The 24,767-nt window shown below is 68.0% G+C and carries 19 protein-coding genes; 4 read left to right on the top strand and 15 right to left on the bottom strand.

Going from position 1 to position 24,767, the window contains the following annotated elements; translation table 11 throughout:
* Positions 1 to 52: 52 nt before the first annotated feature.
* The 4 genes from CBM2588_RS27850 to CBM2588_RS27865 all read right to left on the bottom strand — a co-directional run bounded on the left by CBM2588_RS27850 (position 53) and on the right by CBM2588_RS27865 (position 3,084).
* Positions 53 to 931, bottom strand: coding sequence for a DUF2950 domain-containing protein (locus tag CBM2588_RS27850; RefSeq protein ID WP_172583680.1), 879 nt, complete (start codon positions 929 to 931; stop codon positions 53 to 55).
* Positions 932 to 934: 3 nt separating this feature from the next.
* Positions 935 to 2,281 carry a DUF3300 domain-containing protein gene (locus tag CBM2588_RS27855; RefSeq protein WP_115683465.1) on the bottom strand — a complete coding sequence of 449 codons (1,347 nt, stop codon included), beginning with the start codon at positions 2,279 to 2,281 and terminating at the stop codon, positions 935 to 937.
* 52 nt (positions 2,282 to 2,333) lie between these two features.
* Positions 2,334 to 2,726 carry a hypothetical protein gene (locus tag CBM2588_RS27860; protein ID WP_231942298.1) on the bottom strand — a complete coding sequence of 131 codons (393 nt, stop codon included), beginning with the start codon at positions 2,724 to 2,726 and terminating at the stop codon, positions 2,334 to 2,336.
* Positions 2,727 to 2,793: 67 nt separating this feature from the next.
* Positions 2,794 to 3,084 carry a transposase gene (locus tag CBM2588_RS27865; protein WP_172583681.1) on the bottom strand — a complete coding sequence of 97 codons (291 nt, stop codon included), beginning with the start codon at positions 3,082 to 3,084 and terminating at the stop codon, positions 2,794 to 2,796.
* 780 nt (positions 3,085 to 3,864) lie between these two features.
* On the opposite strand from CBM2588_RS27865, the gene CBM2588_RS27870 reads away from it, so the two are divergent.
* The gene (locus CBM2588_RS27870) at positions 3,865 to 4,824 is read left to right on the top strand and encodes a LysR family transcriptional regulator (protein WP_115683467.1); all 960 of its coding nucleotides are present in this window, start codon (positions 3,865 to 3,867) and stop codon (positions 4,822 to 4,824) included.
* Positions 4,825 to 5,241: 417 nt separating this feature from the next.
* A complete protein-coding gene (locus tag CBM2588_RS27875) occupies positions 5,242 to 5,907 on the top strand; it encodes a response regulator (protein WP_115683468.1) in 666 nt (221 codons plus the stop codon).
* Between the two features lie 35 nt (positions 5,908 to 5,942).
* On the opposite strand, the gene CBM2588_RS27880 is transcribed toward CBM2588_RS27875, so the two are convergent.
* Positions 5,943 to 6,404, bottom strand: coding sequence for a MarR family winged helix-turn-helix transcriptional regulator (locus tag CBM2588_RS27880; protein ID WP_062803497.1), 462 nt, complete (start codon positions 6,402 to 6,404; stop codon positions 5,943 to 5,945).
* Between the two features lie 32 nt (positions 6,405 to 6,436).
* Complete coding sequence (locus CBM2588_RS27885; protein WP_115683469.1) at positions 6,437 to 8,032, bottom strand: MDR family MFS transporter; 1,596 nt, start codon at positions 8,030 to 8,032, stop codon at positions 6,437 to 6,439.
* Between the two features lie 251 nt (positions 8,033 to 8,283).
* Here CBM2588_RS27885 and CBM2588_RS27890 point away from each other — a divergent pair, with 251 nt between their 5' ends.
* Positions 8,284 to 8,574 carry a hypothetical protein gene (locus CBM2588_RS27890; RefSeq protein ID WP_115683470.1) on the top strand — a complete coding sequence of 97 codons (291 nt, stop codon included), beginning with the start codon at positions 8,284 to 8,286 and terminating at the stop codon, positions 8,572 to 8,574.
* A gap of 172 nt (positions 8,575 to 8,746) precedes the next feature.
* Here the strand turns inward: CBM2588_RS27890 and CBM2588_RS27895 are convergent, their stop codons facing one another.
* Entirely contained in the window at positions 8,747 to 9,715 is a 969-nt protein-coding gene (locus tag CBM2588_RS27895) for a tripartite tricarboxylate transporter substrate binding protein (RefSeq protein ID WP_115683471.1), read from the bottom strand.
* A gap of 25 nt (positions 9,716 to 9,740) precedes the next feature.
* Positions 9,741 to 10,862 (bottom strand): pyridoxal-phosphate dependent enzyme, encoded by a 1,122-nt coding sequence (locus CBM2588_RS27900; protein WP_231942299.1) that lies wholly within the window; start codon positions 10,860 to 10,862, stop codon positions 9,741 to 9,743.
* Positions 10,863 to 10,918: 56 nt separating this feature from the next.
* Between CBM2588_RS27900 and CBM2588_RS27905 the strand changes: the two genes are divergently transcribed.
* Positions 10,919 to 11,926: a LysR family transcriptional regulator gene (locus CBM2588_RS27905; protein ID WP_231942300.1), complete on the top strand. Its 1,008-nt coding sequence runs from the start codon at positions 10,919 to 10,921 to the stop codon at positions 11,924 to 11,926.
* 25 nt (positions 11,927 to 11,951) lie between these two features.
* Here the strand turns inward: CBM2588_RS27905 and CBM2588_RS27910 are convergent, their stop codons facing one another.
* The 7 genes from CBM2588_RS27910 to CBM2588_RS27940 all read right to left on the bottom strand — a co-directional run bounded on the left by CBM2588_RS27910 (position 11,952) and on the right by CBM2588_RS27940 (position 24,736).
* Positions 11,952 to 15,260 (bottom strand): hybrid sensor histidine kinase/response regulator, encoded by a 3,309-nt coding sequence (locus CBM2588_RS27910; RefSeq protein WP_115683474.1) that lies wholly within the window; start codon positions 15,258 to 15,260, stop codon positions 11,952 to 11,954.
* Positions 15,261 to 15,313: 53 nt separating this feature from the next.
* On the bottom strand, positions 15,314 to 16,015 hold the full coding sequence (locus CBM2588_RS27915) for a response regulator transcription factor (protein WP_231942301.1): 702 nt from the start codon (positions 16,013 to 16,015) through the stop codon (positions 15,314 to 15,316).
* 199 nt (positions 16,016 to 16,214) lie between these two features.
* Positions 16,215 to 16,859: a response regulator transcription factor gene (locus tag CBM2588_RS27920; RefSeq protein ID WP_115683476.1), complete on the bottom strand. Its 645-nt coding sequence runs from the start codon at positions 16,857 to 16,859 to the stop codon at positions 16,215 to 16,217.
* A 133-nt stretch (positions 16,860 to 16,992) separates the two neighbouring features.
* Positions 16,993 to 20,385, bottom strand: coding sequence for a response regulator (locus tag CBM2588_RS27925; RefSeq protein WP_115683477.1), 3,393 nt, complete (start codon positions 20,383 to 20,385; stop codon positions 16,993 to 16,995).
* Positions 20,386 to 20,556: 171 nt separating this feature from the next.
* The gene (locus CBM2588_RS27930) at positions 20,557 to 23,142 is read right to left on the bottom strand and encodes a fimbria/pilus outer membrane usher protein (RefSeq protein ID WP_115683478.1); all 2,586 of its coding nucleotides are present in this window, start codon (positions 23,140 to 23,142) and stop codon (positions 20,557 to 20,559) included.
* 145 nt (positions 23,143 to 23,287) lie between these two features.
* Positions 23,288 to 24,046 (bottom strand): fimbria/pilus periplasmic chaperone, encoded by a 759-nt coding sequence (locus CBM2588_RS27935; RefSeq protein ID WP_115683479.1) that lies wholly within the window; start codon positions 24,044 to 24,046, stop codon positions 23,288 to 23,290.
* A 135-nt stretch (positions 24,047 to 24,181) separates the two neighbouring features.
* The gene (locus CBM2588_RS27940; RefSeq protein WP_115683480.1) at positions 24,182 to 24,736 is read right to left on the bottom strand and encodes a fimbrial protein; all 555 of its coding nucleotides are present in this window, start codon (positions 24,734 to 24,736) and stop codon (positions 24,182 to 24,184) included.
* Positions 24,737 to 24,767: the final 31 nt, after the last annotated feature.

Below are 24,767 nucleotides of genomic sequence, written 5' to 3' on the forward strand. Positions count from 1 at the left end.
TGCCGGTGGGCGCCGGCCGCCCATGATTTCCGGGCGGCCCAAGCGGAAGATGTCAGCGATCGGCCACCCGCTTCCAGCCTTGGGGCGAGAAGCTGCGCATGGCCCGGGCGCGCGATGCGGTGCCGGACCCCAGGTCCCGTTCGTAGAACACACGGTCGCTTCCAAGCAGGAAGGTATGGACGCCGGTATCGCCGTAGCGAGCCGGCCAGGCGACCAGACCGTAGCCGCCGTCGCTACCCGGGGCGGCCGGCAGGATGCGGTAGTGGTAACCGTAAAACGCGTCGGCGGCAGGCGTTTCCGGCGCCATCGCCAGTGCATCGGGCCCGAGCGGGCTGGCGTCCTGCTCGCTGTCGGCCGGCCAGTAGAGTCCGTCGGTCTTGCCGGGCGTGCTGATCAGCCGCCTGGCGTAGCGGCCCTGGCCCACCTGCTCGGCATAGCGCTGCTGGGCGTCCGCCAGTTGCAGCAGGGTTTCCATGGTGACCAGTTCGTTGCGACCAAGCCGGCGGCGGCGCACTTCCTGCTGGCCGGCAGGCAGGTCGAACTGCCAGCCGCCCTTCTGCCGGGCAAGGGGCACCGGGAACGTCCATCCGCTCTCGCCCACCGCAATGCGCGCGCGGTTGTCGCCTTCCGGCTGCACGGCATGATGGCGCGCCCATGCGCCCAGGAAGTCATAGACGTCGTCCTGATCGATCGAGCCTTGCGGCACCAGCAACTGGTATTGCCTGCCAAGCACACGCTGCAGTGCGTCGCCATCGCTGCGTGCGATGGCGTCGCCGAGCGCGTCGGCTGCCGCTTGCGGACTCGGAAAGACCTGTTGCGCCGCCGCCGGGACGGCCAGCGACAGGGCCAGGGTCGCAGCCACCAGCGACAGCATGCGCGCACCGCGAAGGCAGGCGACGGCGGGAATCAGGTTACCGGTCTTGCGCATCATGCATTACCTCCGGCCATGGCCAAAATGTTCACCGCCGCCGAGCCGGCCTCCGCCCCCTGGCCCGCCGCCGTGGTGCATGACGCCCTGGTTGAACCCGGCCGGATGCACCGGTGCCGCCTGGTGCTGGGACAACCCGGCGCGCTGCGTCTGCTGGCGCATGCGATCGCCGTTGCCGGCGTCGCGCAGTGCGCTGTCACGATTGGCATTGCGCGCACGGTCGCGCGCCGCGGCCTGATCGGCGCGCTGGTGCTCGGCACCGGCGGGACGCGGATTGCGCGTGCCGGCACTGCCCGCGCCCGGCCGCGCGCCCTCGGTGCGGCCGGCCACGCCGCCGGCATGGCCGGGAATCGCCTGGCCGGTACGGCCTTCGAACGAGCGCGCGGCGCGATCGCGAGCCTGGTCACGCGCCGACGCTTCACGCTGCACGGCGCCGGCGCCGCCGACGCGCTGGCCCGGCTGCGCGCCCGCCTGGCGGTTGGCCAGGCCGGCCTGGCGCTGCTGGTCATAGCGGCCGCGCACCACCGCGTTGTTGTAGGGCACGTTGCCACGCCGGGCCGGATCGTGCTGCCAGTTCACGTTGGCACGGTTCACGTCCAGGCGCTGGTTGACATTGATGTTGTTGTAGCGATTCACGTTGATATTGACATCGTGGTCGTGCCAGTCGAATCCGCCCCACATCGCATCGACCGCTGCCACACCCAACCCGAAGCCGATGCCCGACACCAGCGCCGTGGCGAACACCGAGCCCGGCGGCGGCGGATAATACGCCGGCGGATAGGCCGGATACGGCCAGGTGCCGTAAACCGTGGTCGGGTTATACGCAGGCACATAGACCACTTGCGGATTGGCCGGCTCGATTTGCACGATGGTGGTGCCGCCGGTACTCTGGGTCACCACCTTCTGCTGTTCGGTGGTCTTGAGCGTGCCCGCTTTCTGCGCCTGCAAGCGCAAGCGCTGCACCGAGTCCATCACGTCATTGGGCTGCGCCAGGAAGGCATCGCCGATCGACTGCACCCATTGCGGCTGGCGGCCCATCATGTCCAGCACCGACGGGAAGGCGGCGAGCGATTGCACGCTGGGATCCCAGGCCTGGCTGGCCACCGCCTTGGTGGCGGCGTCGCCCGACAGGCTGGGATTGGCCTTGGACCATTGCGCCGCCGCGGCCACGTCGGCCGGATAGGTGGCGGCCATCAGCACCTGGGACAACAGCGCATCGGGATACAGCGCCACCGGCGCGGTGAGCTGGTCCAGTTGCGCCTGGCTCAGCGTGGTTTGCGCCAGCGCGGGCTGCAGCGGAGCCATCAGCACCAGTGCCAGGCACCATGCGAAAAGCTGTTGAAGACGATGCATGTTGACGCTCCACAAGTTCGCAAGTGACAGCCCGCCCCCGCCAGGGCACCGCTCAGCGGCGCTCCTGCGCGCACTGCTGGCGATACGCTTCTTCCAGGCGCTTCCGATCCGCCTGCCGCTCCAGTGTCGGGTAGGTGCGCCCGTCAGCCGTGGTGACCGAACCTTTGCCGGTGGACCATTGCGGTCCGCCGGGCAGTGCGTTGATCTGGTCGAGCAAGCCCTGGCAGTGCTGCCGCTGCGATGCCGACAGCGTGCCGCCAGGCCCTTCCACCACCGCGGTGGCCTCATCCAGCATCCGCGGCGGTGGCGGCGCCACCATCGGCGTAGCGGCCGCCGAAGCGGCTACAGCGGCCGCAGCCGCACTGGCATTGCCAGCCGCCCACAACGGGGCAGCCGCCATGGCGGTGCATGCCAGCATGCCCGCCTTGATCAGAAACTTCGTCAAACCCATGACTCCAGAGCCGTCCACGGCGAGTCGTCTGCCGTGGGCATGTTGCGGGAACCGTCCGTCGCTAGCGGTCCTTGATATTGCCGCCGCGGCGGCCGGTGCGGTTGCGCATCAGCTCAAGCTTGAGCAGCGCGTCCGCAAGCATACTCTTCAGCTTGGCATTCTCTTCCTGCAGTTCGCGCAGCTTGCGCCCGTCCCGCGCTTCGCCGGTGCCGGGCTGGCCGTAGCGGCTGCGCCACCCGTAGAACGATGCATCGCTGAAGCCATAGCGCGCGCACAGCTCGCGCACCGGCACGCCGCTGGCTGCCTCGGCGAGATAACCGCGGATCTGTTCTTCCGAATACCGTCTGTTCACGAATCTCTCCGCTTCGCAACGGCGGGGCCCAGGCGTCGCACAGCCGCGACGCCAACCGTGCCGACTCTCGCCGTAAGTTAGCCCAGAGCCGCCGCAAAAGGCAATTCAGTGTCTTCGCAGTGCGAGTTAAGAAAATTATCGTGGCGCAGGGGTGCCAGCCATTGGCACGCGTCACCAAAATTCGTTATTCCAATTTGGAAATTGCATGGACTGATTGCATGCAAAGGTCACCCAAGCGGGGGATGAAATACCGTTACCGGAACTGGTATTTGGCGCCAGACCGGCCCGCAAACGCTTATGGCAAGCCATGTCTTCAGAGCGATACAAGAGCGTCAAAAAAGAATGTACAGGTCTGTCATCAATTCAAGTTTCTAGGACTTTCTCTAAGCATGTATTAAGATTCCTCGGCATAACTAAATTTCACACGCCTTCGCACGGCGCCCTTGCGGCGCCGGCAGAAACGCGGCCCGGCAGCGCACCACCCAGAAGTCGCCCCGCATGCCGATACCCATCCCGGCCGCCGGCATGCGCCGGATTTTGATGGATCAAAGCATCGCCAAGTTGTGGGTCTGAGCTACGTGGACACTGGCGTGTCACGCGTGTAGTGGAGCATCCTGCCGAGCCCTTGCGTGCGGGATTTCAAGCTTGACCCACTTGGCTCGCGCGGCGTGGCAAACGCGCGGTGCGCCGTGGTTTCATGCGTGCCATCACTGGCGCATCGCTGTTTGCATCGGACCGACAAGAACAAGAGAGCGAAGTCATGTGTCAGGAGAAGTCGGAATGCGTCATGTCAGCACGAAGTTGTTGCATGTCTTTGTCCTGGTCATGGAGTACCGTGACCTGAGCGCCGTTGCAGCCTGCACCCAGGGACGCGTGCCCACGGTGGCCTACAGCCTTGCGCGCTTGCGCGAGATCACCGGCGACCCGTTGTTCGTCAAGCGCAACGGCATGCTCGAGCCCACCCCGCATGCGCTGCGGCTGGAACAGACGGCGCGCCAGATCCTGGCCAAGTGGAACCACCTGGTGCGGCCCGGCGAACCGGGCCTGAGCAAACGCCGCGAAGGCGGCAGGCGCGTCTCCATCGGCTTTTCCTCATCGATCGGCGATCCCGTCATCACCGAGATCCTGACCGCGCTGTGCGAGCAGTTTCCGCAAGACAGCTTTGTCACGCGCCCGGTGATTGCCGACGCCGCCCTCGCGGGCCAGCTGAGCGAGGGCGAGCTCGACTGCGCCTTCGTCGTCGATAGCGGCCATGATGCCGAGCGCGTGCGCCAGCACAACATCATGGCCACGCCGCGCCGGCTGGTCAGCGCCACGCGCGGCGGCAGCCAGGATGAGAGCGAAAGCGCGTGGATCCTGCTGCAGGAAGACAGCGAGGCCGGCAGCCCGCTGCGTGCCTTCCTGAGCCGGCAGGCCAGCACGCCGGGTCATCGCGAGACGGTGGTGCCCTCGTGGCATACGCAGATCACGCTGCTGCACTCCGCCGGCGGCATCTGCTCCGTGCTGGATTTCAACGTGCCGCTGGTCACGCGCGAGCGCAAGACCCGGCTGCTGGCACCGCCAAGCAGCTTCCCCGAATGGGCCGCGCTGCACTTCTGGGGGCCTGAGCGCAGCCGCGACCAGGGCGTGCTGCGCGATGTCATGGAAGTCGGCAGCGCCGTGCTGCGCGACCCGCTCAAGGCCATCGACGGGCGCCGTAACGGGCGTCCCGCAGTCGCGTCCGAGGTCGCAACGACCTGACGCCAGGCGCGACACCAACGTGCAAACGGGCGCTGTCCGCCGCAAGGCGGCAGCGCCCTTTCTTGTCACGGACCGTTGTCACGGATCGGCGACAGCCGCACCGTTCATCACCTCCCCGAGATAGATTTTCGAACTGCCGGCCCGCGCGGCACTCGCGCGCGCTGGATGGCGCAAGGTCTTTTCGGACCGTGATTTACGAATCCTCCTAGTTCCGCCGCGCTGGCTCGCCGCTATGCTGCCATGGCATTGCCGCAGTCCGGCCGTCTCCCGTTTGGCCCGGACCGGCGGTCATGCGAGCAGTTGACCGGCGCCTCCATGTCTGGCGTCATTTTTGCGCCGCACGTCGCCATGGCGTGCGGCGTTTTCTTGACGTTTGCCGAAGGCTGCGCCGCCTGAACATGAATCGAGGAGCACCCGATGGCATTGAGGATCCTGCTTGCCGATGACCACCCGCTGGTCTCGGCGGCCGTCGCCGACCGCCTGCACACCCAGACCGGCTGGGAAGTCTGCGGCAGCGTGACCAGCGCGACGGCGCTGCTCAACAGCATCGACAGCCTGCGCCCCGATGTCGTCATCACGGACTACCACATGCCCGCGCAGGGCGAACGCAACAGCGACGGACTGCGGCTGCTGGCAAGCCTGCGGCGGCGGCATCCGTCAATGGCGGTGATCGTGCTGACCATGATCACCAACCCGCTGGTGCTGCGCTCGATCCTCGACACCCAGGTGCACGGACTGGTGCTGAAGGACGCCCCGCTGACCGAACTGGTCACGGTCGTGTACCGCATCCAGCGCGGCTTTCATTACATCGGCAAGTCGGCCATGGAGGTGCTGTCGCAGGCCGACCCGGGCAGTCTGGCAGGTGCTGGCCGGGCCGGCGCGGAACGCCTGTCGCGGCGTGAAATGGAAGTACTGCGGCTATACCTGACCGGGCGCTCGGTCAGCGAGATCGCGATCCAGCTGTGCCGCAGCGTCAAGACCATCAGCCGGCAGAAGAACTGCGCCATGCAGAAGCTCGGCGTCACCAACGACCGCGAGCTGTTCGAGTTTGCCGCGCTCAACGGCCTGCTGCTTAGCGGTTGAGCGCATGCAGCCGCTCGGCGTACGCTGCCGCGGCATCAGGCCGCGTCGGCCTGCTCCGCCGCGCGGGCCTGTGCGTGGGCAATGCCCGCCTCCAGGCGCGCCAGGCCGCGCGACAGTTCGCGCATGGTCGTGGGCGAGACCTCGGACAGCACATCCTCGAGAAAGGCCGAGCGCAGCGGCATGGCGCGCGCCACCACCTCGCGCCCGGCCGGCGACAGCGTGACATGGGTCACGCGGTTGTCGCGCTCGGACGTGGTGCGCTCGACCCAGCCCAGTTCCTGCATGGCCTTGAGCTGGCGCGTCAGCGCACCGGGATCCATGACGACCAGGTCGGCCAGCGCCTTCTGGCCGATGGCGCCCTCCTGGTGATGCAGCGCATGCAGGATGCGCCAGCGCGGCAAGGGCAGTCCCATGCGCTGCTCGAACGCCCCCGCATAGGCGCGGTAGGTTCGGCCGAACTGCTGCAATACGGCCACGCTCTGTCGCTCCAGTTCCATCCGTTCTCCTCAGGGTAAGTTGCCGCCGGACTTCACTCCGCCGCCATCGCCGGCGCCGGACCGCGGGTCAGCTTGATCGATGGCACCTGGCGCGCGCACCACACGCCCAGCGCGGCCGCTGCGCCCGCCACTACCAGGCCGAGGTGGATGGACCCCACCAGCGACACGCGCGCCTGCTCCAGCAGCAATGCGCCATTGTGCCCGGCCTGCTCCAGCTGGCCGAGCAGCGCCAGCTGCGACGCCTTGTCGATCAGCACCTGCGGGTCGGCCATGCGCGCTGCCCACTGGATCGCATCGGCGCCGGACAGCGCCTGCTCGACGCCGCCGGTATAGCTGCGCGTCACCAGCGTGCCCACAATCGCCGTGCCGACCATGCCGCCCACCATGCGCAGCGACTGCAGCATGGCCGTGGCGATGCCGAGGTGCTCGCGGCCCGCGGTCTGCTGCGCGAACACCGTCAGGTTGGGCATGATAAAGCCCAGGCCCAGCCCGCCGACCAGCATGATGACCATCAGCACGCCATGCGGCATGCCGCGCGTGGCCTGCGACAGCCCCAGGCACGACAGCGCCAGCATGCCAAAGCCGGCATAGAGCATGGTATTGGGCCGGCGGATGCGCGTGACGATGCGGCCGTTCAGGATGCTGCCGACGGTGATGCAGACCACCAGCGGCGTGATCAATACGCCTGCCTCCTTCGGCGAGTAGCCGAAGCCGCCCTGGAACAACAGCGGCGCATACAGCAGCAGCGCGAACATGGTGAAACCCGCGAACACCGACAGCTTGAACAGCGGCGCCAGCCCCGGGTCGCGGAACATCTCGACCGGCAGGATTGGATGGGCGCAGCGCCGCTCCCACTGCCACAGCGCCACCAGTGCCACCACCGCCAGCACGAGCAGGCCCGCGGTATAGGCGTCGAGGCCACGCGCCGGCAGCAATTCCACGCTCATCTGCAAGCTGCCGAGCCCGGCCGCGATCAGCAGCGCCCCCAGCCAGTCGACCCGGATCGGCCCGCGATGCGCCTGCTGGCGCAGATGCGGCAGGTAGCGCCAGGCAAACCACAGCCCCAGCACGCCCACCGGCAGGTTGACGTAGAACACCGCGCGCCAGCCATACCACTCCGTCAGCAGCCCGCCCAGCGACGGACCGATCGCATTGGCAATGCCGAACGCCGCGCTCAGCATCACCTGCCAGCGTAGCCGCACGTGCGAATCCGGAAACAGGTCGGCGATGCAGGCAAAGGCCGTACCGACCAGCATGCCGCCGCCGATGCCCTGCAGCGCGCGCGCCGCCACCAGGAACGGCATGTTCGGCGCCATGCCGCACAACGCCGAGGCCACCGAGAACACCACGATCGATGCCAGCACGAACGGCTTGCGTCCGTAGTAGTCGCCCAGCCGGCCGAATACCGGCACGGTAATCACCGAGGTCAACAGGTAGGCCGTGGCGACCCACGCGTAGTACTCGAACCCCTGCAGCTCCGCCACCACCGTGGGCAGCGCCGTCCCGACCACGGTCTGGTCCAGCGCCACCAGCATCACCACGAAGGCCACGCCCAGCATGGCCAGCAGCGACTCGCGAAACGGCAGGACCTGGCCGGCAGGCTGAGGACTTTGTGGTTCGGGGGTCATTTTATTGCTCGATCAATCGTTGCATTGTCAATAATTATAGGTCAACTTTTGCGGCCTTGCCTTGCCATCGCAGGCACGGTTGTGATGCCCTCGCCCGGGGGCATGAGCGGGCGCAAGCCCCGCTACACCAACAAGGTGGCGCAGGCGCCGGCGATCAACAGGATCCCAGAGTCAAGACGGCATCCGCGCCAGCATGTGCGTCGGGCTACCCACAGCTTGGTGATGTACCATCGCCGGAAACGGAGGTCGCCATGCCTGCAGAGATGCGGAAGTGCCTGTGGTGGTACAAGTTGTGCTGGGTCCTGGTATTGCTGTGCGCCAGCACCTTGCTGGTCGGGGCGCCGGGCCTCCTGATGGCCGTCCTCTTTGTAGCCGCCGCGCTCGCGGGCGGCGCTTCGGCGGCGTACCTGGAACAAGCCAAGCCAACCATCGTCGCCGATTTCGTCTGGTTCGCTGCCTCGGCGGCGGTACTGCTGTTCCCGCTGGCGCTGGCGATCCACAGCGTGCGCGTCTATCGCCTGAGCCGGACGGACTGGACGTAACGCCCGTCTCAAGCGCCATGCTTGCCTTACGCGGCTACACGGTCTGGTCGGTGCCGGAGAGCGACCGATAGCAGCGACTGGCCGCCAATGCGACACTGCGACAAGATCAGCCGGTCGGCCGCGGCGCGGCAGTCGCTATGAATCGTCGCAGGGGCCCGCAGGCCCCCGCGGATTATTCAGGTTGAATACCCGATTGCTTCACCAGATTCCCCCAGCGGTCCACCTCCGCGCGCAGCCGGTCGCCGAGTTGGGCGGGCGTCGACGCTTGCAGGTCGATGCCCTGGCTGTCTAGCCGGGCCCGGGTCTGCGGACTCGCCAGCGCCGTGCGGACTTCGTCGGCAAGCCGGTTCACCACCGCCGTCGGTGTCCGCGCCGGCGCGACCAGGGCCCACCACTGGCTGACCTGCATGCCGGGCAGCCTGGCTTCGGCGGCGGTCGGCACGCCGGGCAGCGCGGCCACGCGCACCGGGCCGGTCACCATCAGCGCCGAGATCTTGTTGCCGCCCAGCAGGCTGCTGCCGCTTGCCAGCGTGGCGAAATGCCCCTTGACCAGTTGCGCGGAGACATCGGTCAGCGCCGGCGCCGAACCGCGGTACGGCACGGCGTCGACCGGGATCCCCACCTGGCTTTCCAGCATCTTGGCGGCCAGATGGCTGATCGAGCCGTTGCCGCTGGTGGCAAGCTGCAGCGGCGTTCCCGCCTTGCGCGAGTCCGCCAGGAAGCGCTGGATCTCTCCGGCACGATATTGCGCGCTGTCCGCGAACAGGATCAGCGGCGCCTCGCCCAGCAGTGACACCGGCGCGAAGTCGCGCAACACATCGTAGGGCATCTGGCGGAACACCGACGGTGCAACGGTGTGCGCCAGTTCGATCACGCCCAGCGTGTAGCCATCCGGCGCGGACTTGGCCAGCGTGTCGGCGCCGATGCGGCCGGAGGCCCCGGCGCGGTTGTCGACCACCACCGGCTGGCCCATCGATTCGCTCAAGCGCTGCGCGACCGCGCGCGCCAGCGCATCGGTACTGCCGCCGGCGGCCCAGGGAACGATCAGCCGGATCGATTTTTCCGGATAGGCAGCCAGCGCCGCCGGCATATGGGCCGCGATGCAGCAAGTGATGGCGGTCAGCAGGTAACGCAGCTTCATCAATGTCTCCCCAAGGTGTTTGAAATCATGCCTGGCCCGGATCGCGGTCGCCGCGCGCGGTCAGCAGCAGCATCACGGCTTCGGTCCGGTCGATGCGCCCGTCGGCGCGCAATGACTGCGCCGCGGCAAGGCCGGCGCCGGCGCACAGTTCGACCCAGAATCCCGCGGCCGCAAGATGGCGGGTGCCATCGCGTGCCGCCGCGTCGTCGACCACCACCGCGCCGCCGCCCGAGCGCCTGACGGCAAGGACCTGTTGGGCGGTCACGGTGGAGCCGGCGGTGGAGAACTGAATCGTCGTGCCGGCGAAGTCGGACTGCTGCGACGCTCCCGCCAGCACGCGCGACAGCCGTGGAAACGGCTCGACCGCCCAGAGGCGCGGCAGCTTCGGCAGGTGCCCCAGCGCAGCCAGGTCCCGCAGCGCGCTATAGATGCCCCACAGCAGGTCTCCGCGCGCGGTCGGCACGATCACATGGTCGGGCCGGCACCCTTGCGCCACCCATTCCAGCGCAACGGCCCGGTAGCCTTCCACGCCGAATACCGGGCTGCCCACCGCCGGCACGCTGTAGTTGGTCAGCGCGAAGGCACCGTCGTCCCGGACGCGCCGGCGCACATGCGCCCAGCGCGCATGGCCGTTATCGCAGACGACGCGCCGTGCGCCGTAATGGCGTAACGCAGCGTCGAATACGGCGGGCAGCGCCTGGTAAGTCGCAACTTCGCAGTCCAGCCCCGCGGCGGCGCAATAGGCCGCCGCTGACACCGCGGCATTGCCGCTGGATGCCAGCACCACCTCGCGCGCGCCGATATCGAGGGCCCGGCTGACGGCCTGCGCCGACATGCGGTCCTTGTGCGATCCGGTCGGGTTCGCCCCTTCGTTCTTGATCCAGACCGACGCCACGCCGGCCAGCGACGCCAAGGCTGGCACCCGAAGGCAAGGCGTCGCGCCCTCGCCAAGGGATACGCCGTCCAGGTAGGGCTGCCAGCGCCCCCATGTATAACTTCCGCTTTTCGGTGCAAAATGCAGTGCCTGGGCGTCGTAGACCGCTTCGAGGCTGCTTGGATGACCGGCGGCGGCGCAGGCCGGGCAGCCTTCCGGCATGTCGTCGAGCGCATAGCGGGCGTGGCAGGTGATGCATCGCAACCCCTGCATGGCCGGGTTGATAAGCGGTTGGGTCGGATTGGCGCGGGAGCGCATGGTAAAGGCTGATGGCCGGAGTGGAAGTGGCTCGAGTCTATGCCAGGCCACGCTCCCGTGGCACATGCGCGCCGATGATCGACTTAAGTAAAACTTATAGGGTAGAGATGGAGACAGCCGCTGATTCAGGCATCAGCGCCCGCCAGGTCGAGGTGTTCCGCATGGTCATGCGCCTGGGATCGGCGCGGCGCGCCGCAGAAGCCTTGCATATCAGCCAGCCCGCCGTGACGCAGATCGTGCTGCAGCTCGAAAAGGCCGCGCGGCTGAGGCTGTTCGACCGCAGCAAGGGGCGCATGGTGCCGACACCCGAGGCGGCATCCTTGATGGATGAAGTCGAACGCGTCTATGTCGGCCTCGACGCCGTGCAACGCCGGATCGATCAATTGCGCGCGCATGAGGATACGGTGCTGCGCGTGGGGGTATTGCACGCCATGGCGTCCAGCGTGATGCCGGCGGCGGTGGCGGACTTCGTCCACAGCTATCCGCGCGTTCGTTGCCAGCTTGAGGTCGACAGCTCCCGCGGCCTGCGCGAGCGCTTGCTGCAGCGCGAACTCGATATCGCCTTCATGGGCGACGAAGCGGACACCAGCGGCCTGACCGCTTCCGAGTTCTACGCGGTGCAGGCCGTCTGCGTCGCGCCGGCAACGCATCCGTTCGCCGCACGCGCGAAAGTGGGAATCGAAGACCTGGTCGACGTGCCGCTGATCGGCCTGGACGCCGCCGATCCCGCGCAACGCGGGCTGCAGGCGTGCTTTGCCGAACTTGGCATCGCGCCGCGCTTCGTGGCGACGACCCCGTACAGCCATACGCAGTGCTCGCTGGCCCTGGCCGGTGCCGGCCTGGCGATCACCAATCCCCTCGTCGCCCGTACCTATGTGGCGCTCGGGCTGCGCAGCGTACCCCTGAGCGCGCCGATTCGATTCCGCGCCATCCTGGCCTTCCATCCGGGCCTGGGGCAATCGACCGCTGCGCAGCAGTTTGTCAGCCTGTGCCGCCAGCGCCTGGCCGATCTGCAGTGATGCACGCACGGCCGCGGCGTCTTTGTCAGGCGGCGTGGCTGCCGCACTGCGCCTCCAGTCGCTCCGCCAGCTGCTCCAGTTCGGCGTGGATGGCTTGCCAGTCGGCGCCGACGGCGCCCAGCCCGGCGCGCCGCACGGTCTGCTCAAGCCAGCGGCAGGCCTGGCTCTGCACCGGATGGCCCATCACCGACAGTGCGCCGGCCAGCCCATGCAGGCGCTGGGCGAAGGTGTCGGCATCGCCGGCGCGCAGCGCTTCGGCCAGCGCGCGCTGGTCGCTGCGCAGCGCATCCGCATGCAGCACGGCGCCGCCGGCTTGCAGGTCGGGCACCGTGCGTGCGGACACGCGGGTGCCGGAAATATCTTCCAGCAGCTCGCGCAGCGTCGCCAGGCCGACCGGCTTGGTCAGGCAGCGGTCGATGCCGGCGTGCCGGCAGCGCTCGGCCACATCGGGTCCCACGCTCGCCGTGATGGCGACGATGGGCATGGCATGTCCCGCCTCGCGCAGGCGCCGCGCCAGCGTGAAGCCGTCCATGCCCGGCATCTGCAGGTCGGTCAGGATCAGGTCGTAGTGCCGGCCCGACGCCAGCGACAGCGCTTCGGGACCGTCGTGGGCCAGGTCGACCGATTGGCCCAGGCTTTCCAGCTGCTCGCGCATGACCACCTGGTTGATGGGATGGTCCTCCACCAGCAGCAGGGCCAGCTGCGCAGCGGGCGCCTCGGCACGCGCCGGCGCGCTGGCGGGCCCCTCGTCCACCTCCGCACCCGCCGCGGCCGCGATGGCCGCGACCAGGCCCTGCCAGGCATAAGGCGAGGCCACCACCGGGGTCTGGGTCAGGTCCGGCGCGATCGGTGCCAGCGCGGAAATCACCACATCGGCATCGGGGCAGGCCGACAGCGCCTCTTCGTCGCAGACCAGCACGTCGACCGGCGTCACCGGCGGTGCGCCGGGATCGTACCGGACCGCGCGTGCGCCGTAGTACCGCAGCAGCTGCTCGACGCCCTGGTAGAGCTCCTGCAAGGTGACGTTCAGGCCGACGGTCAAGCCGCGCAGCCCGGCCTGCGGCCAGGGCTCCGCGGGCGCCGGAATGCCGGCGCTCGCCAGCGGCAGGCTGACAATGAAGCAGCTGCCCAGGCCCGGCTCGCTGACCACGCGGATCTCGCCGCGCATCAGCTCGACCAGCCGCCTGCAGATCGACAAGCCTAGCCCCGTGCCGCCGTAGTGGCGCGTATCGGGCTGCTCGGCCTGCACGAACGGCTCGAACAGGCGGCGCTGGTCGTGCGCCGCAATGCCGATGCCGGTATCGACCACACGGATTTCGACGCCTTCGGCGCCGCCGCCCTGCGCAAGCCGCATGCGCCTGGCCGTGACGATCACCTTGCCCTGTTCGGTGAACTTGACCGCGTTGCTGACCAGGTTGTTCAGGATCTGTTCCAGCTTGACCACGTCGGCCATCACCGGCTCGGACAGCGACGGATCGTTGATGCACAGCAGGCGCAGGTGCTTGCGCGCGGCTTCGGCGGCAAAGCCCCGGGTCACTTCCTCGACCACCTCGTCAAGCCGGCACGGCCGCGGCTGCAGCGACATTTGCCCGGCCTCGATCTTGCTGAAGTCGAGCACGTCGTTGATGATGTCGATCAGCGATTGCGAGGCGTGCTGCATTACGGCGAGCTGGTCGCGCTGGCGCGGCTCGAGCCGGGTCATGCTCAGCAGTTCGATGCTGCCCAGCATGCCGTTGAGGGGGGTGCGGATTTCGTGGCTCATGGTTGCCAGGAACGCGGACTTGGCCCGGTTGGCGGCATCCGCCGCGCGGATGGCCTCTCGCAGGCGCGCCTCGCCGCGCCGCACCTCGGTGACGTCGTTGAGCGCGCACAGCAGCGCCGCGCGCACCTCGTAGGTGATCTGCACCAGGCGGACCTCCAGATAGCGCGTCTCGCCATTGCTGCAGGCCATGTCGACGTCGAAGCAAGGCAGCACCTGCGGCGGGCCCTCGGCACTGGCATCGCAGCTTGCCAGGCGCGCTTCGCAGGCGTCCTGCAGTTGCACCAGGCCGGCAGGCGTGGCCTGGTCGATGAGCACCTGGGCTGCGGCATTGGCCAGCAGCACCTGGCGCGTGTTGCGTTCGACGATCATCAGGCCCACGCCCGCCACCTCGATCACGAAGCGACCCAGCGCATCGCTCTCCTGCAAGCGCAGGGACTGGCGCTGCGCCGGCCGCATGATGCGCCGGTCGATCAGCCAGATCCACGCGAAGATCAGCAGCGACAGCGAACCGGTCAGCCCCACCATCCACAGCGTGTTCTCCCGGAACTGCCGCCACACGCGGGCGAGGTCGACCACGCTCACGGTGCGCCAGCCCCAGGCGTCGAGCGGATAGTCCAGCACCACCACGTGCCGCAGCAGCCCGTACCGCACCAGCGATGAACGCACCGTGCCCGGCCGCGCGCCGCCCGCCGCCAGCGCCGCGGCGACGGGCGCCTCGAGCGGGCCTGCCGGCATGCCGTCGGCGCCCAGCACCATGCCGGCATCGGTCAGCAGCATGAAGCCGCCATCCTCGGCCGGGTCGTCGGGGAGCATCGGGGACAGCGGGAACTCCATCGCCAGCACCGCGGCAGGTTCGCCGCCGTCCTGCACCAGCGTGGCAAAGGTGACCGTGCGGATGCCGCTGATCCAGTCCTGCGCCGGCGGCAGCATCACCGCCTGGCCCGGACGGGCACGCAGGCGCGCCAGCAGCGCATCGTTGCGCAGCCGCTGCAGGGTGTCGCGCAGGAACACCTGGCGCGCGTCGTCGCGCTGCAGCAGCATGCGCGCCGGATTCAGCCGGCGCGGAATGACGTACAGCTGGTCGGCGTGCAGGTCGATCAGGTAAGCGCTCTGCACATCGCGGTATTGCAGGTTGTTGACGCGGAAGGTGAACGTCATGACGTGGGCCAGGTCCTTCAGCCGCTTGGCAGGCTGGCTGGCGCTCGCGGGCGGCACCAGCAACGCGATGTAGGGCCGGTCGCCGCGGCGCTGCAGGCGCTCGGACCATTGCGCGTCGCTGACCGCCGCGACATCGTCGGCGAGGCCAATATCGGACAGCCGCGCCAGCGATCCCTGCGCGCGCACGGTCAGCGCCTCGGCAAGGTGCAGCGTGGACTGCAGCTGTTCGGACTGCGCGTGCAGCACCATGCCCTGCCGGTCGATCGCCTCGCGCAGGCGGTAATGGAGCAGCACGCCCCAGGACAATACGGTCAGGCCCACCACGCAGGCCGAGAACAGATAGACCAGATAGCGGATCTGGCGAATGCTCAACGGCAATGCGGCGCTGGTGTCGGCCGGCATCAGCCTTTTCATTGCTTACCTCGTCATCACGTCGACCGGCCCGGGCGCTTGCTGCGCCGGGCTTCTCACAACATGCCGCGCTGGATGGCGAAGGCGGCGAGCTCGACGTCGTTGTCGGCACCGACCTTGCGCATGACGCTCTGCTTCTGCGTACTGATGGTCTTGACGGTGCGCCCGGTCCGCACCGCGATTTCGGTCACGGACAGGCCGGACAGATAGAGCCGCAGCACTTCGCTTTCGCGGGTGGTGAGCAGTTCGGCCCAGTCGTCGAAATCGCCGAGGCCGCGGCAGCGCCGGCCCCAGATCAGGTCACAGGCGATGTCCGACACCGAAGCCAGATCCAGGTGTGCCATCCGCACCGCCTTCACGACCTCGTCGGCGTGGTCACGGGCGGTCACGACATTGCGGCAGCCATCCTTGATCAGTTGCAGCACGCCGGCGCGGTCCGCGATATTGGCAATGGCGACCACGCGTTGCCGGCCCAGCGCGGCCAGCCGCGCGCCCAGGCGGGCGTAGCTGCCGCAACGCGCATCGTTGCCGGTGCCGAGCGGGAACCGCAGCGCCACCACATCGCAGACGCCATGCCCCAGCGCCTGCACCAGGCCGCGCTCGTCGCCGACCAGGCCTGACACCTCGATGCAGGCGCTGGCCGCGAGCCGCCGGCCCAACAGCCGCCGCGCCACAGGTTGCGAGTCCGCGACGATCACCCGGATTTTTTCCATGACCGCTTTACGCTCCAGCGTTGTCCCGGTCTCAGGATGGGCCATGCGCCTGGCTTTCGAAATCAGCCAAGCCTGAAATGTCCGCGGTATTTTCTGATCAGCAGCTGCCGAGGGACCGCGCGGCCGAGCGCAGGCCGGCAATAACGGCGCGCGTCAGCGCCCGCGCGCAAATCGGCAGTGAAAAAGGGAAAGGGAGGAAGAGAGAAAGAAGGGAAGCCTGACCTGGATGCTCACGCGGCCGCGATTATCCCGCGCCGCCAAGCAGGCCGTTGGTGCGGGCATATTCGTAAAGCTCATAATCGTTTGCCAGACCCAGCTTTTTCATGGCAATGCTTTTTTGCGCGCTGATGGTCTTGCTGCTGCGATTGGCCTGACGCGCAATCTCGATGACCGGCACGCCGGCCGCGCATTGGCGGATCACTTCGAGTTCCCGGCGCGTCAGGATCGGCCGGCGCGACAGTTCATCGAGCCCGCCCGAGGCGAGAATGGCGCGCACCGAGGCCGGCTGGTAGCTCAGTCCGCTGAACGCGGCGCGCACCGCGGGGATCAGTTCCTGGACCGGATCGGTCTTGTTGAGGATCACCGAAATGCCGACCTTCTGGATATTGCGGATCAGCGCCGGATTATCGAGCATGGTCATCACCACGATGCGCGTGGTGGGATAGCGGCGCCGCAACATCTGCAGCATCGGCAGGCCGTCGCCAAACTGCCCGCCGGGCATGGAGTAATCGGTGACGATGACGTCGCAGTCGGTGCTTTCGAGCAACGCCACCAGTTGCGTCGAATTGGTGGCGCTGCCCACGACCTGCATGCCCACTTCAACGGCCAGCACACGACTCATGCCGTCCAGGACGACGGGGTGGTCATCGGCGATGATTATTTTGATCATTGTTACCCCCTGATTTTTCGGTTCCGTGGCCACGCAGCGGTGTCCCAGGGAACTGAGCCGGTATTGCAATACCGGTCATCTTGGCTGACTTGAATATTAGGAGTTCTCCGAAAAACCCGAATTAAGGTATTCCTTAAATAGTACTCCGCCAATCGCCAGGATGGCCGTTCCGGCTGCCGCTGTTGTTGCTGCCCTGGCTGCCCTTCTGTTCGCTTGCCGGATCGTCGGACCCCTCGAAGTACGCTGCAAGATACAAGGCCAGGTTGTCGACATGAGCCTGCACGGCCTGCTGCGCCTGCGCCACATCCAGTTCCAGTTCCCGGCACAACGCGACGATTTCTTCGCCGTCCTCGGCCAGCGCCATGGCGCCGCGCATGCGGTGGGCGTGGTGGCGGAGCGCCTTCCATTCCCCGCGGCGCGCGGCGGCGGACAGCGCCGCGAAATCTTCGCGCATGGTATGCGCCAGCAGCGCCAGGCTGGCGGCGCTGTCAGGGATTCGTGGCAAGCCGGCTTCGTCGTCGGCGGGTCGCATCGGTGCGGCGGCATGCTCGGGCAGCACCGCCCGCAGGCACTCGGCCAGGGGACCGAGCAAGACGGGCTTGGACAGGTAACGGTCCATGCCGGCGTCCAGGCAGCGCTCCACCTCGCCCTGCGCGATGCTTGCGGTCAGCCCGACGATCGGCACGGTCGACCCTTGCGCGCGCAGCCTGCGGCAAAGTTCGTTGCCGTCCATGCCGGGCATGTGGACGTCGGTGAGCACCAGGTCGAACTTGCGCTGCTGCCACAGCGCCAGCGCTTCCTCGCCACCGCTCGCCAGCGTGGCGCGGCAGCCCAGGCGGTCGAGCTGCTGCTGCATCAGCAGCCGGTTGTAGGGATGGTCGTCCACCACCAGGATCTCCATGCCCAGCTGCGGCACGGGCTCGGCGGCCGTCGCCGCTGGCGGTGCGCTAGCCGGCGTCATGCCGGCGGCCAGGCACAGTGCGCGCAGGATGCCGGCCTGGTGGTAGGCGCTGACGAGCCAACTGCCGCCGACGAGCTGCGGTTCGACCGGGCCATCGGCACGTCCGAACACCACGCCGGCATAGCCTTGCGGAATCGCCGCGATACGGCGGGTGGCAACGAACAGCACCATGCCGGGTTGCGGCGCCGGCCCGTCGCAAGCGGTCGCCTCGCACCCCGTCGCGCGCAGGGTCTCGATGGCATGGTTGCGGATCTCGTCGTCCTCGGTCAGCACGGCCACCGGCGGCAGCACCGGCTCCAGCGCCGTGCGCGGCCCCGCTTGCGGCAGCCGCAGCAAGACCCGGAACACGCTGCCCTTGCCGGGCTCGCTGTGCACAAAAACGCTGCCATCCATCAGCGCGGCCAGCCGCCGGCAGATCGACAAGCCCAGGCCCGTGCCGCCATAGCGCCTGGCGGTGGACGGGTCGGCCTGCACGAACGGCTCGAACAGTTTTTCCTGAACCTCGGGCGCGATGCCCGGCCCGGTATCCGCGACCTCGAGTTGGATCGTGATCCTGCCAGCGGCAGCGGCGGTTTCCGGCACGGCGGCCACCTCGCCTTGAGGCGCTCGTCCCAGGCGCACGATGACATGGCCTGTGGCGGTGAACTTCAGCGCATTGCCGATCAGGTTGCCGATGATCTGGCGCACGCGCACGGGGTCGCCGGCCAGGCACGGCAGGCCCGGCTCCGGATAGCACGACAGCGCAATCCCCTTTTGCAGGGCGATCGGCGCGTGCGCCCGCACCGTCGATTCGAGCAGGTCGACCGGGTCGAACGGCACGCTGTCCAGCTGCATCTGGCCCGCTTCCGCGCGCGAGTAATCAAGCAGGTCGTCCAGGATCTGCAGCAGCACCTGCGACGAAGACTGGATGGTCGACAGCATCTCGCGCTGCCTATGCGCAAGGCTGGTCAGCGACAGCAGTTCCAGCGTGCCCAGCATGCCGTACAGCGGCGTGCGGATCTCATGGCTCATGGTGGCAAGGAAGCGCAGCTTGGCGGCGCCGGCCTCGTCCGCAAGCTGGCGGGCGCGGGCCAGCTCGCGGTTCGCCTCGCGTTCTTCCGTGACATCATGGATCGCGCACAGCAACACGTCCTCGCCTTCGAAGCGGGTACGGCGGCCGACCACCAGCACGTCGCGCGCACCGCCGGCGCCCGCCGGTACCCGCACCTCGAGCCGCACGGGGGTTTCGCCGCGCCGCGCCAGGATGGCGTCGAGCCAGGGCCGGCCTTGCGTGCGCGCATCGAGCGGCAGCCATTGCGCGGCCAGCGCGTTCTCGGCGCGCACATGCGCATCGGCGGTGCGCACTACCCGCAGGCCTACCGGCGCGGCCTGCATCACGGTGCGGTTGAAGCGCTCGCTGTCTTCGATGCGCTCGGCGTTGCGCTGCATCGGCACCAGCACCCGGCGCCGGACCATGCGCGCGCCTTGCAGCACCGCGGCGACGCCGAGCCCGTAGAGCAGCAGCGCCACCCCCAGCGCCAGCCCGTGGTCGGCCAGGCCTCGCGACAGCGGATAGGCATAGGCCGCGCGCCAGCCGTGGTCGCGCGCCATGCTGCCGATCATCAGGCTGCCTTGCTCGAACCAGTAGGCCACGCCCTGCTCGCCGGCGGCCAGCTCGCGCGCGACGCGGTCGCCCATGGCCTGCGTGTGCAGCCAGCCGGCATCGCGGCCCTGGAACAGCAGCTTGCCGCGCTCATCGAAGAACACGGCGCGCTTGCCCGATACCCGCTGCACCGCTTGGGTGGCCCCCGGCAGGCTGACATCGCCCATCAGGGCGCGGATCGGAATGGCGGTCGCGGTATAGCCGAGCAGCGTTCCGGTGGCGTTGCGAACGGGCAGGAAGCAGCTCAGCATGGTTTCCTGCCCGATCAGGCCCGGATAAGGGCCGGCCCACAGCGGCGTGCCCGCCGGCGTCGACGCCCGCGCCTCGCGCGACCGGCGCGCCAGCGCCTTGGCCCAGTTGCTGACGGCATCGGCAACCAGTGGCCCGCTCAGCGACAGCGCCGCCGGCAGCGCGGGGGTCACCAGCGCCTCGCTGCCGTCAGCCATCAGAAACACCGAGCGCACGCCTTGCGGCGCCGTGCCCCAGTACGCGCGCTCGAAGATGGCAAAGCGGATGATGTGCGACACCGCCGCGGACCGGTCCGCGCCTGGCACCGGCGCGCCGCGCATCAGGGTGGCGGGATTGATCAGTCCGGGCAAGTCGACGGCTCTCGCATTGCCCGCGGGAACCGCCATCAGCGCGGCTTCCAGCTGGGTCGCGGGCCGGTCGCTGCGCACCAGCCGGTACTCGGGCCCGGTGATCTCGGCCATGCGCCGGATAAAATACTCATGGGTTGCCTTGGCCGCCAGCACCGCGCCAAAGTGCTGGCGCGCGGCCCACGCCTGCTCCCAGACGACGCGCTGGAACCGGCTATGCAGAAACAAGGCGAGGCACCCGCTGATGACCACGATCAGCAGGGCGGCAACGACGGCGAGAAGGCGACCGGGAAACTGCTTGTTTGCGCGAGACAGCCAATTGGGCATTGGCGAAACTCCTTCTCAGCAACCTGCCTGACGCGGCTCGGGAACCGGGCCGTCTTCCGGCGCCCGATGGCCGGGAATTGCCTATGGATTATGCATCAACATCCCGGCTCTTCCTGGCACGCCGCCGTGTCGCGATGGCTGAGGCGCCATGGACGACGTCATGGTCCCGGGTCAGCGCGCCGCCGATGCCACGCAGGCCGCGTCAAGCACTGCCAACGGGTTGGCAGGGCGCGCCGTTTCCGGCGGCAGCGCATAGCGCAGCGCGCAAGAGGATTTCGCATCGCTGCCCCATTTGACCTGCAGTTCGCCGCTGTCCTGCTTCAGCCCGCGCACGATGATGCGCCCGCCCTGCCCGACGGTGCCCGCCGCCTGGCCATGCGCGTCGGTGACCTCGGCCCCGAACGGCAGCGGTGCCCCATCCGGGCCCATGACCCGCAGGATCGCGGCGCGCCCGGGGTTCTCGGTCTCGAACTTCATCTTCACGATGGCGCCCGCGGTGGGTGCGGTGTTCTGCTGCGTAGTCTTCAGCGCCACGCTGAGCGGCAGCCCCTTGGGATCGATCTCGATCTGGTTGCGCGAGAACGGCGTCAGGCTCGGCACGAGGGCGTGGCCCCACGGGTCCACGCGCAGGCCGCTGCCATTGGTCACGCGCGCGCCGGCTGCGTCCGCGGCCTCGATGATGGCCATGGTGTCGCCCGGCATCGGCGTGAACGCCACGCCGCCGGCATAGGCAACGATGCCGCCGCTGATGCCGAAGCCGGCCTGCGAGTAGTTGCGGCCCTTGCTGGCGCTGGCGGTGACGGTGGCAAATGGCGACACATAGCCGACGTTGGCGCCCACGGTGGCGGTGTCGGTGCTGTTGCCGCCGCCCGTGTAGCCGGCATTGATGCCGTAGGTGAAGGCGTTGTCGTCGCCCAGCGTGCCGGTCACCGATTCCTGCAGCGAGGTGCCGCCACTGGAGTCGTGCGACAGGCTTGTCATCGAGTACGGCGCATGCTGGCCGCTGCCCAGCGGGATGCCCACCGTGAGCATCACCCGGTTATCCCATTTGCCCGCATTGACATTGAACTGGCGCGATGCCGAGATGCCGTAGTTGATGCGCTTGTAGCTGTTGTTGTAGCCGGCCTGGAACTGGGTGTCGCTGCCGCTGCGGTTCCAGTAGTTCTGCGTGGATCCGGTCAGGTAAAAGGAGCCGTAGCCTTGCGGCAGCATCTGGTTGATGGTCACCTGCAGCCGGCCGCGCTGGATCCCGCCCATGAACATGCCCGCGGCCATGCCGCGCTGTTCCAGGTCGCGCAGCGCCATGGCATCGGACATGCTGAGGTAGCCGCTGCTGGAGTAGCGGTAGGCGGCCAGGGTCAGGTTGGTGTTGGTCGGCGCCACCAGCTTGCTGTAAGACAGCCGCAGGCTCTGGCCGTCGTGGCCGCCCGCGTCCTGCAGCGTGGTCCAGGCTTGCGTGATGTCGGCACCGAAGGCGCCCAGGTCCGTGTTCAGCGCGCCGCCGCCCATCACCGCGGTGTAGTCCTGCGCCACGATAAAGCCGCCGTAGCCCGTCACCATATTGCTGATGCCATGCTGGACCGTGGCCTGCATCATCATCGGCCGGCTGTGGAGCGAGACATTGCGGTACTGCCCCACGGTAATGCTGTAGCGCGTGATGCCCGGGCGCAGCGCATTGACGGCCGCGGCAAAAGGCAGGCGCGAGATGCGCACGTTGCCGTCGGCTTCGGTGATCACCAGTTCGAGGTCGCCCCCATATCCGGTCGGATACAGGTCAGTAATCTCGAACGCACCGGGCGCGACCGTGGTTTCGTAAATGATGTTGCCGCTCTGGCGCACCTGCACCCGGGCATTGCTGTTGGCAATGCCGCGCACGACCGGCGCGTAGCCGCGTTGCGATTCCGGGTACATGCGGTCGTCGCTGGCAATCTGCACGCCGCGAAAGCCGAAGCTGTCGAACAGGGCCCCGTCGGTATAGGCCTCGCCGATCACCAGCTGGCTGCGGATCGGCGCCAGCGAGCGCTGCAGGCTGGTCTGCACGCTCTGGTAGCGGCTGCCCTCGAAATCGCCATGGGTCAGGTTGCCGACATGGCGGAAGCGCCAGCCACCGAAGTTGAAGCCGGCGTTCAGCCCGACGTAGCTCTGCGTGGTCGAGAACCCGGCCGCATCCGAGTGGTAGACGTTGGCGTTGTACTGCAGCCGCGCCGCGGTGACGCCCTCGTCCCAGTACTTGGGATCGACATAGCCGCGCGCCGTGCGCGACATCGCAATCTGCGGCACGGACACGTCCAGCCGCTGCTCGCCATTGTCGAAGCTGGCGGTGGCATCGGGCACCAGTTCGGGCAGCGCCACGCAGCCCGCCACCAGTTTTGCCGAGGCCTCGGGCGAGAGTTTCGACAGGTCGATGCCGATGCGCTCGACCGCGGTGCGGTCGAAGCAGGGCTGCACGTTGCGCGTATCGTCGCCGACCTGTCGCAGCGTCGCCTCGGTCCGGCCCAGCCAGGCATCGTTCACGTAGAGTTCTGCGCGATAGCTTCCGGGCAAGGCCACGTTGCCCTTGTTGAAGCGGCTCACGTCGATGCGGACGCCGCCCGGCTGCTGCAGGAAGGTGTCGTTGAACTCGACTTCGGCGAGCATGGTCGAAGCGCCGGAGCCGCCGGCCGCTCCCCATGCATTCACGCTGGCAAACAAGGACAACACCACCGCGCTGGCCGGACGCAGCCGCGACGGGAACGACGAGGTCTTCTGGGTTTTCATGGTCTATGCCGGATAACTGGCACTGCGCGGGCAACACTTGCCCCTGCCGCCTGCGCGGCATCGTCAATCGAAGGCATTCAGCCTGGAGGTTCGCCGGGCGGCGCCCGGCGCTAGGTCAGCGCGAAATTCAGTGCGAAGTTCAGCGCTAAAGGGCCGGGGCGGTGCGGCTGTCGAGCGCGGCTTCGCCGCGGGCGGAGCCGCCATAGTCATTGATGGTGTTGAAGCGGACCGTGGCGTCCGGGCCTTGCGCCACCTCGCCGGTCAGCGGAAAGTTCTTGGTTTCGCCCGGCCCGATCATGCCGCCTTCTTCAAAGCGGGCGGTCCTGCCACCGCCGACCAGTTCGATCCGGGAGAAGGAAACGTGATACGCGCTCGGGTTGCGGCCTTCCAGGACAGGCTTGCCGCCGGCCTGGACCACGCGCCAGCGGATCATGGCCGGGGCTTCCTCGGCCGTTCCCTTCAGGCCGGCAGGACGAAAGAACAGCTTGATGCGTGAACGGAACGCCAGTTGCAGCTTGTTGGCATCGGCCTGGTCCGCGCCCGGCTTGGGCGGAATCTCCAGCACGTTGAGCCAGAACACGGATTCGCGGTCCTGCGCCAGCGGCTCGCCGGTGTAGAGGATGCGCAGCGTCTGGCCCTTGCCGGGGTCGATGCGCGACACCGGCGGCGTCACGGTGAACGGCACCTCGATGGCGGCGGGCGCGGCCTTGGGATCGCCCTTGTCGATCCACGCCTGCGTCAGTGCGGGTGTCTTGCCTTCGTTGGTCAGCTTGATGGTGGTCTCGCTCTCCTGCGCGCGATAGATGACCCGGGTGCCGGCGATGACCACGGAGGCCTGCGCTTGCACTGCACTCAGGAGCCCCAGCGCAACAACGCCGGCGGAAATCAGAAACTTGATCGTCATGTTCTTGCTGGCAGCGGGCGCCGGCTCGGGTGAACCGGCAGCCGGATCGGCCGCCAAAATGGTTTACCGGCGCGACGTCAGTTGGTGAAGGCGCGGAGCGCGCCGGTATCACGCTCCGCACCGGCGGCACTGGGTTTACTCGTAGGAGATCGAGTACATCACGCTGGAGTTGGCGGCACCAGGAGTGGCCTGGCCGGTAGCGTAGTACTGGGCGTAGTACCACAGCGTGGCCGCGCCGTTGGTAATGGGAACAGAGTTCGAGTTCTGTGCCGCATCGGTAAACCCGGCCTTGATCGGGGTGTTGGCGGTGCCGCCGTTCAGCAGCCGGATCTGCACGTTCGTGGCGCCGCCCGCCTCCAGGATCAGGTTGCCGGTGGTGGCATCGGTGGTCGGGCCTGCCTCGAAGAACGTATGCACGTTACCGGTGTCCGGCGTGCAGTCGGTCAACGCGATGTTGAAGGGGGTCTGTCCGGCAACGTTGCCGGCCGCGTTCAGGGTCGTGGTCGAGACCGTCGGCAACTGCACGGCAAAGTTGGTGTTGCCGGGGCCTTTGCCGTTACCGTTGATGGTGCAGGTCTGGCCGATGACTTTGCCATTGAAAGTAATGGTGCCATCGACGGCATGGGCAGACTGCGCGCCCATGGCGGTACCGGCAACGATCAGAGCGGCGAGAAGCTTGTTGTTGGTCATGATGGGTGATTCAGAGGTTGGTAGGTCAATG

The organism is Cupriavidus taiwanensis (assembly GCF_900250075.1).
Classification (GTDB): Bacteria; Pseudomonadota; Gammaproteobacteria; order Burkholderiales; family Burkholderiaceae; genus Cupriavidus; species Cupriavidus taiwanensis_C.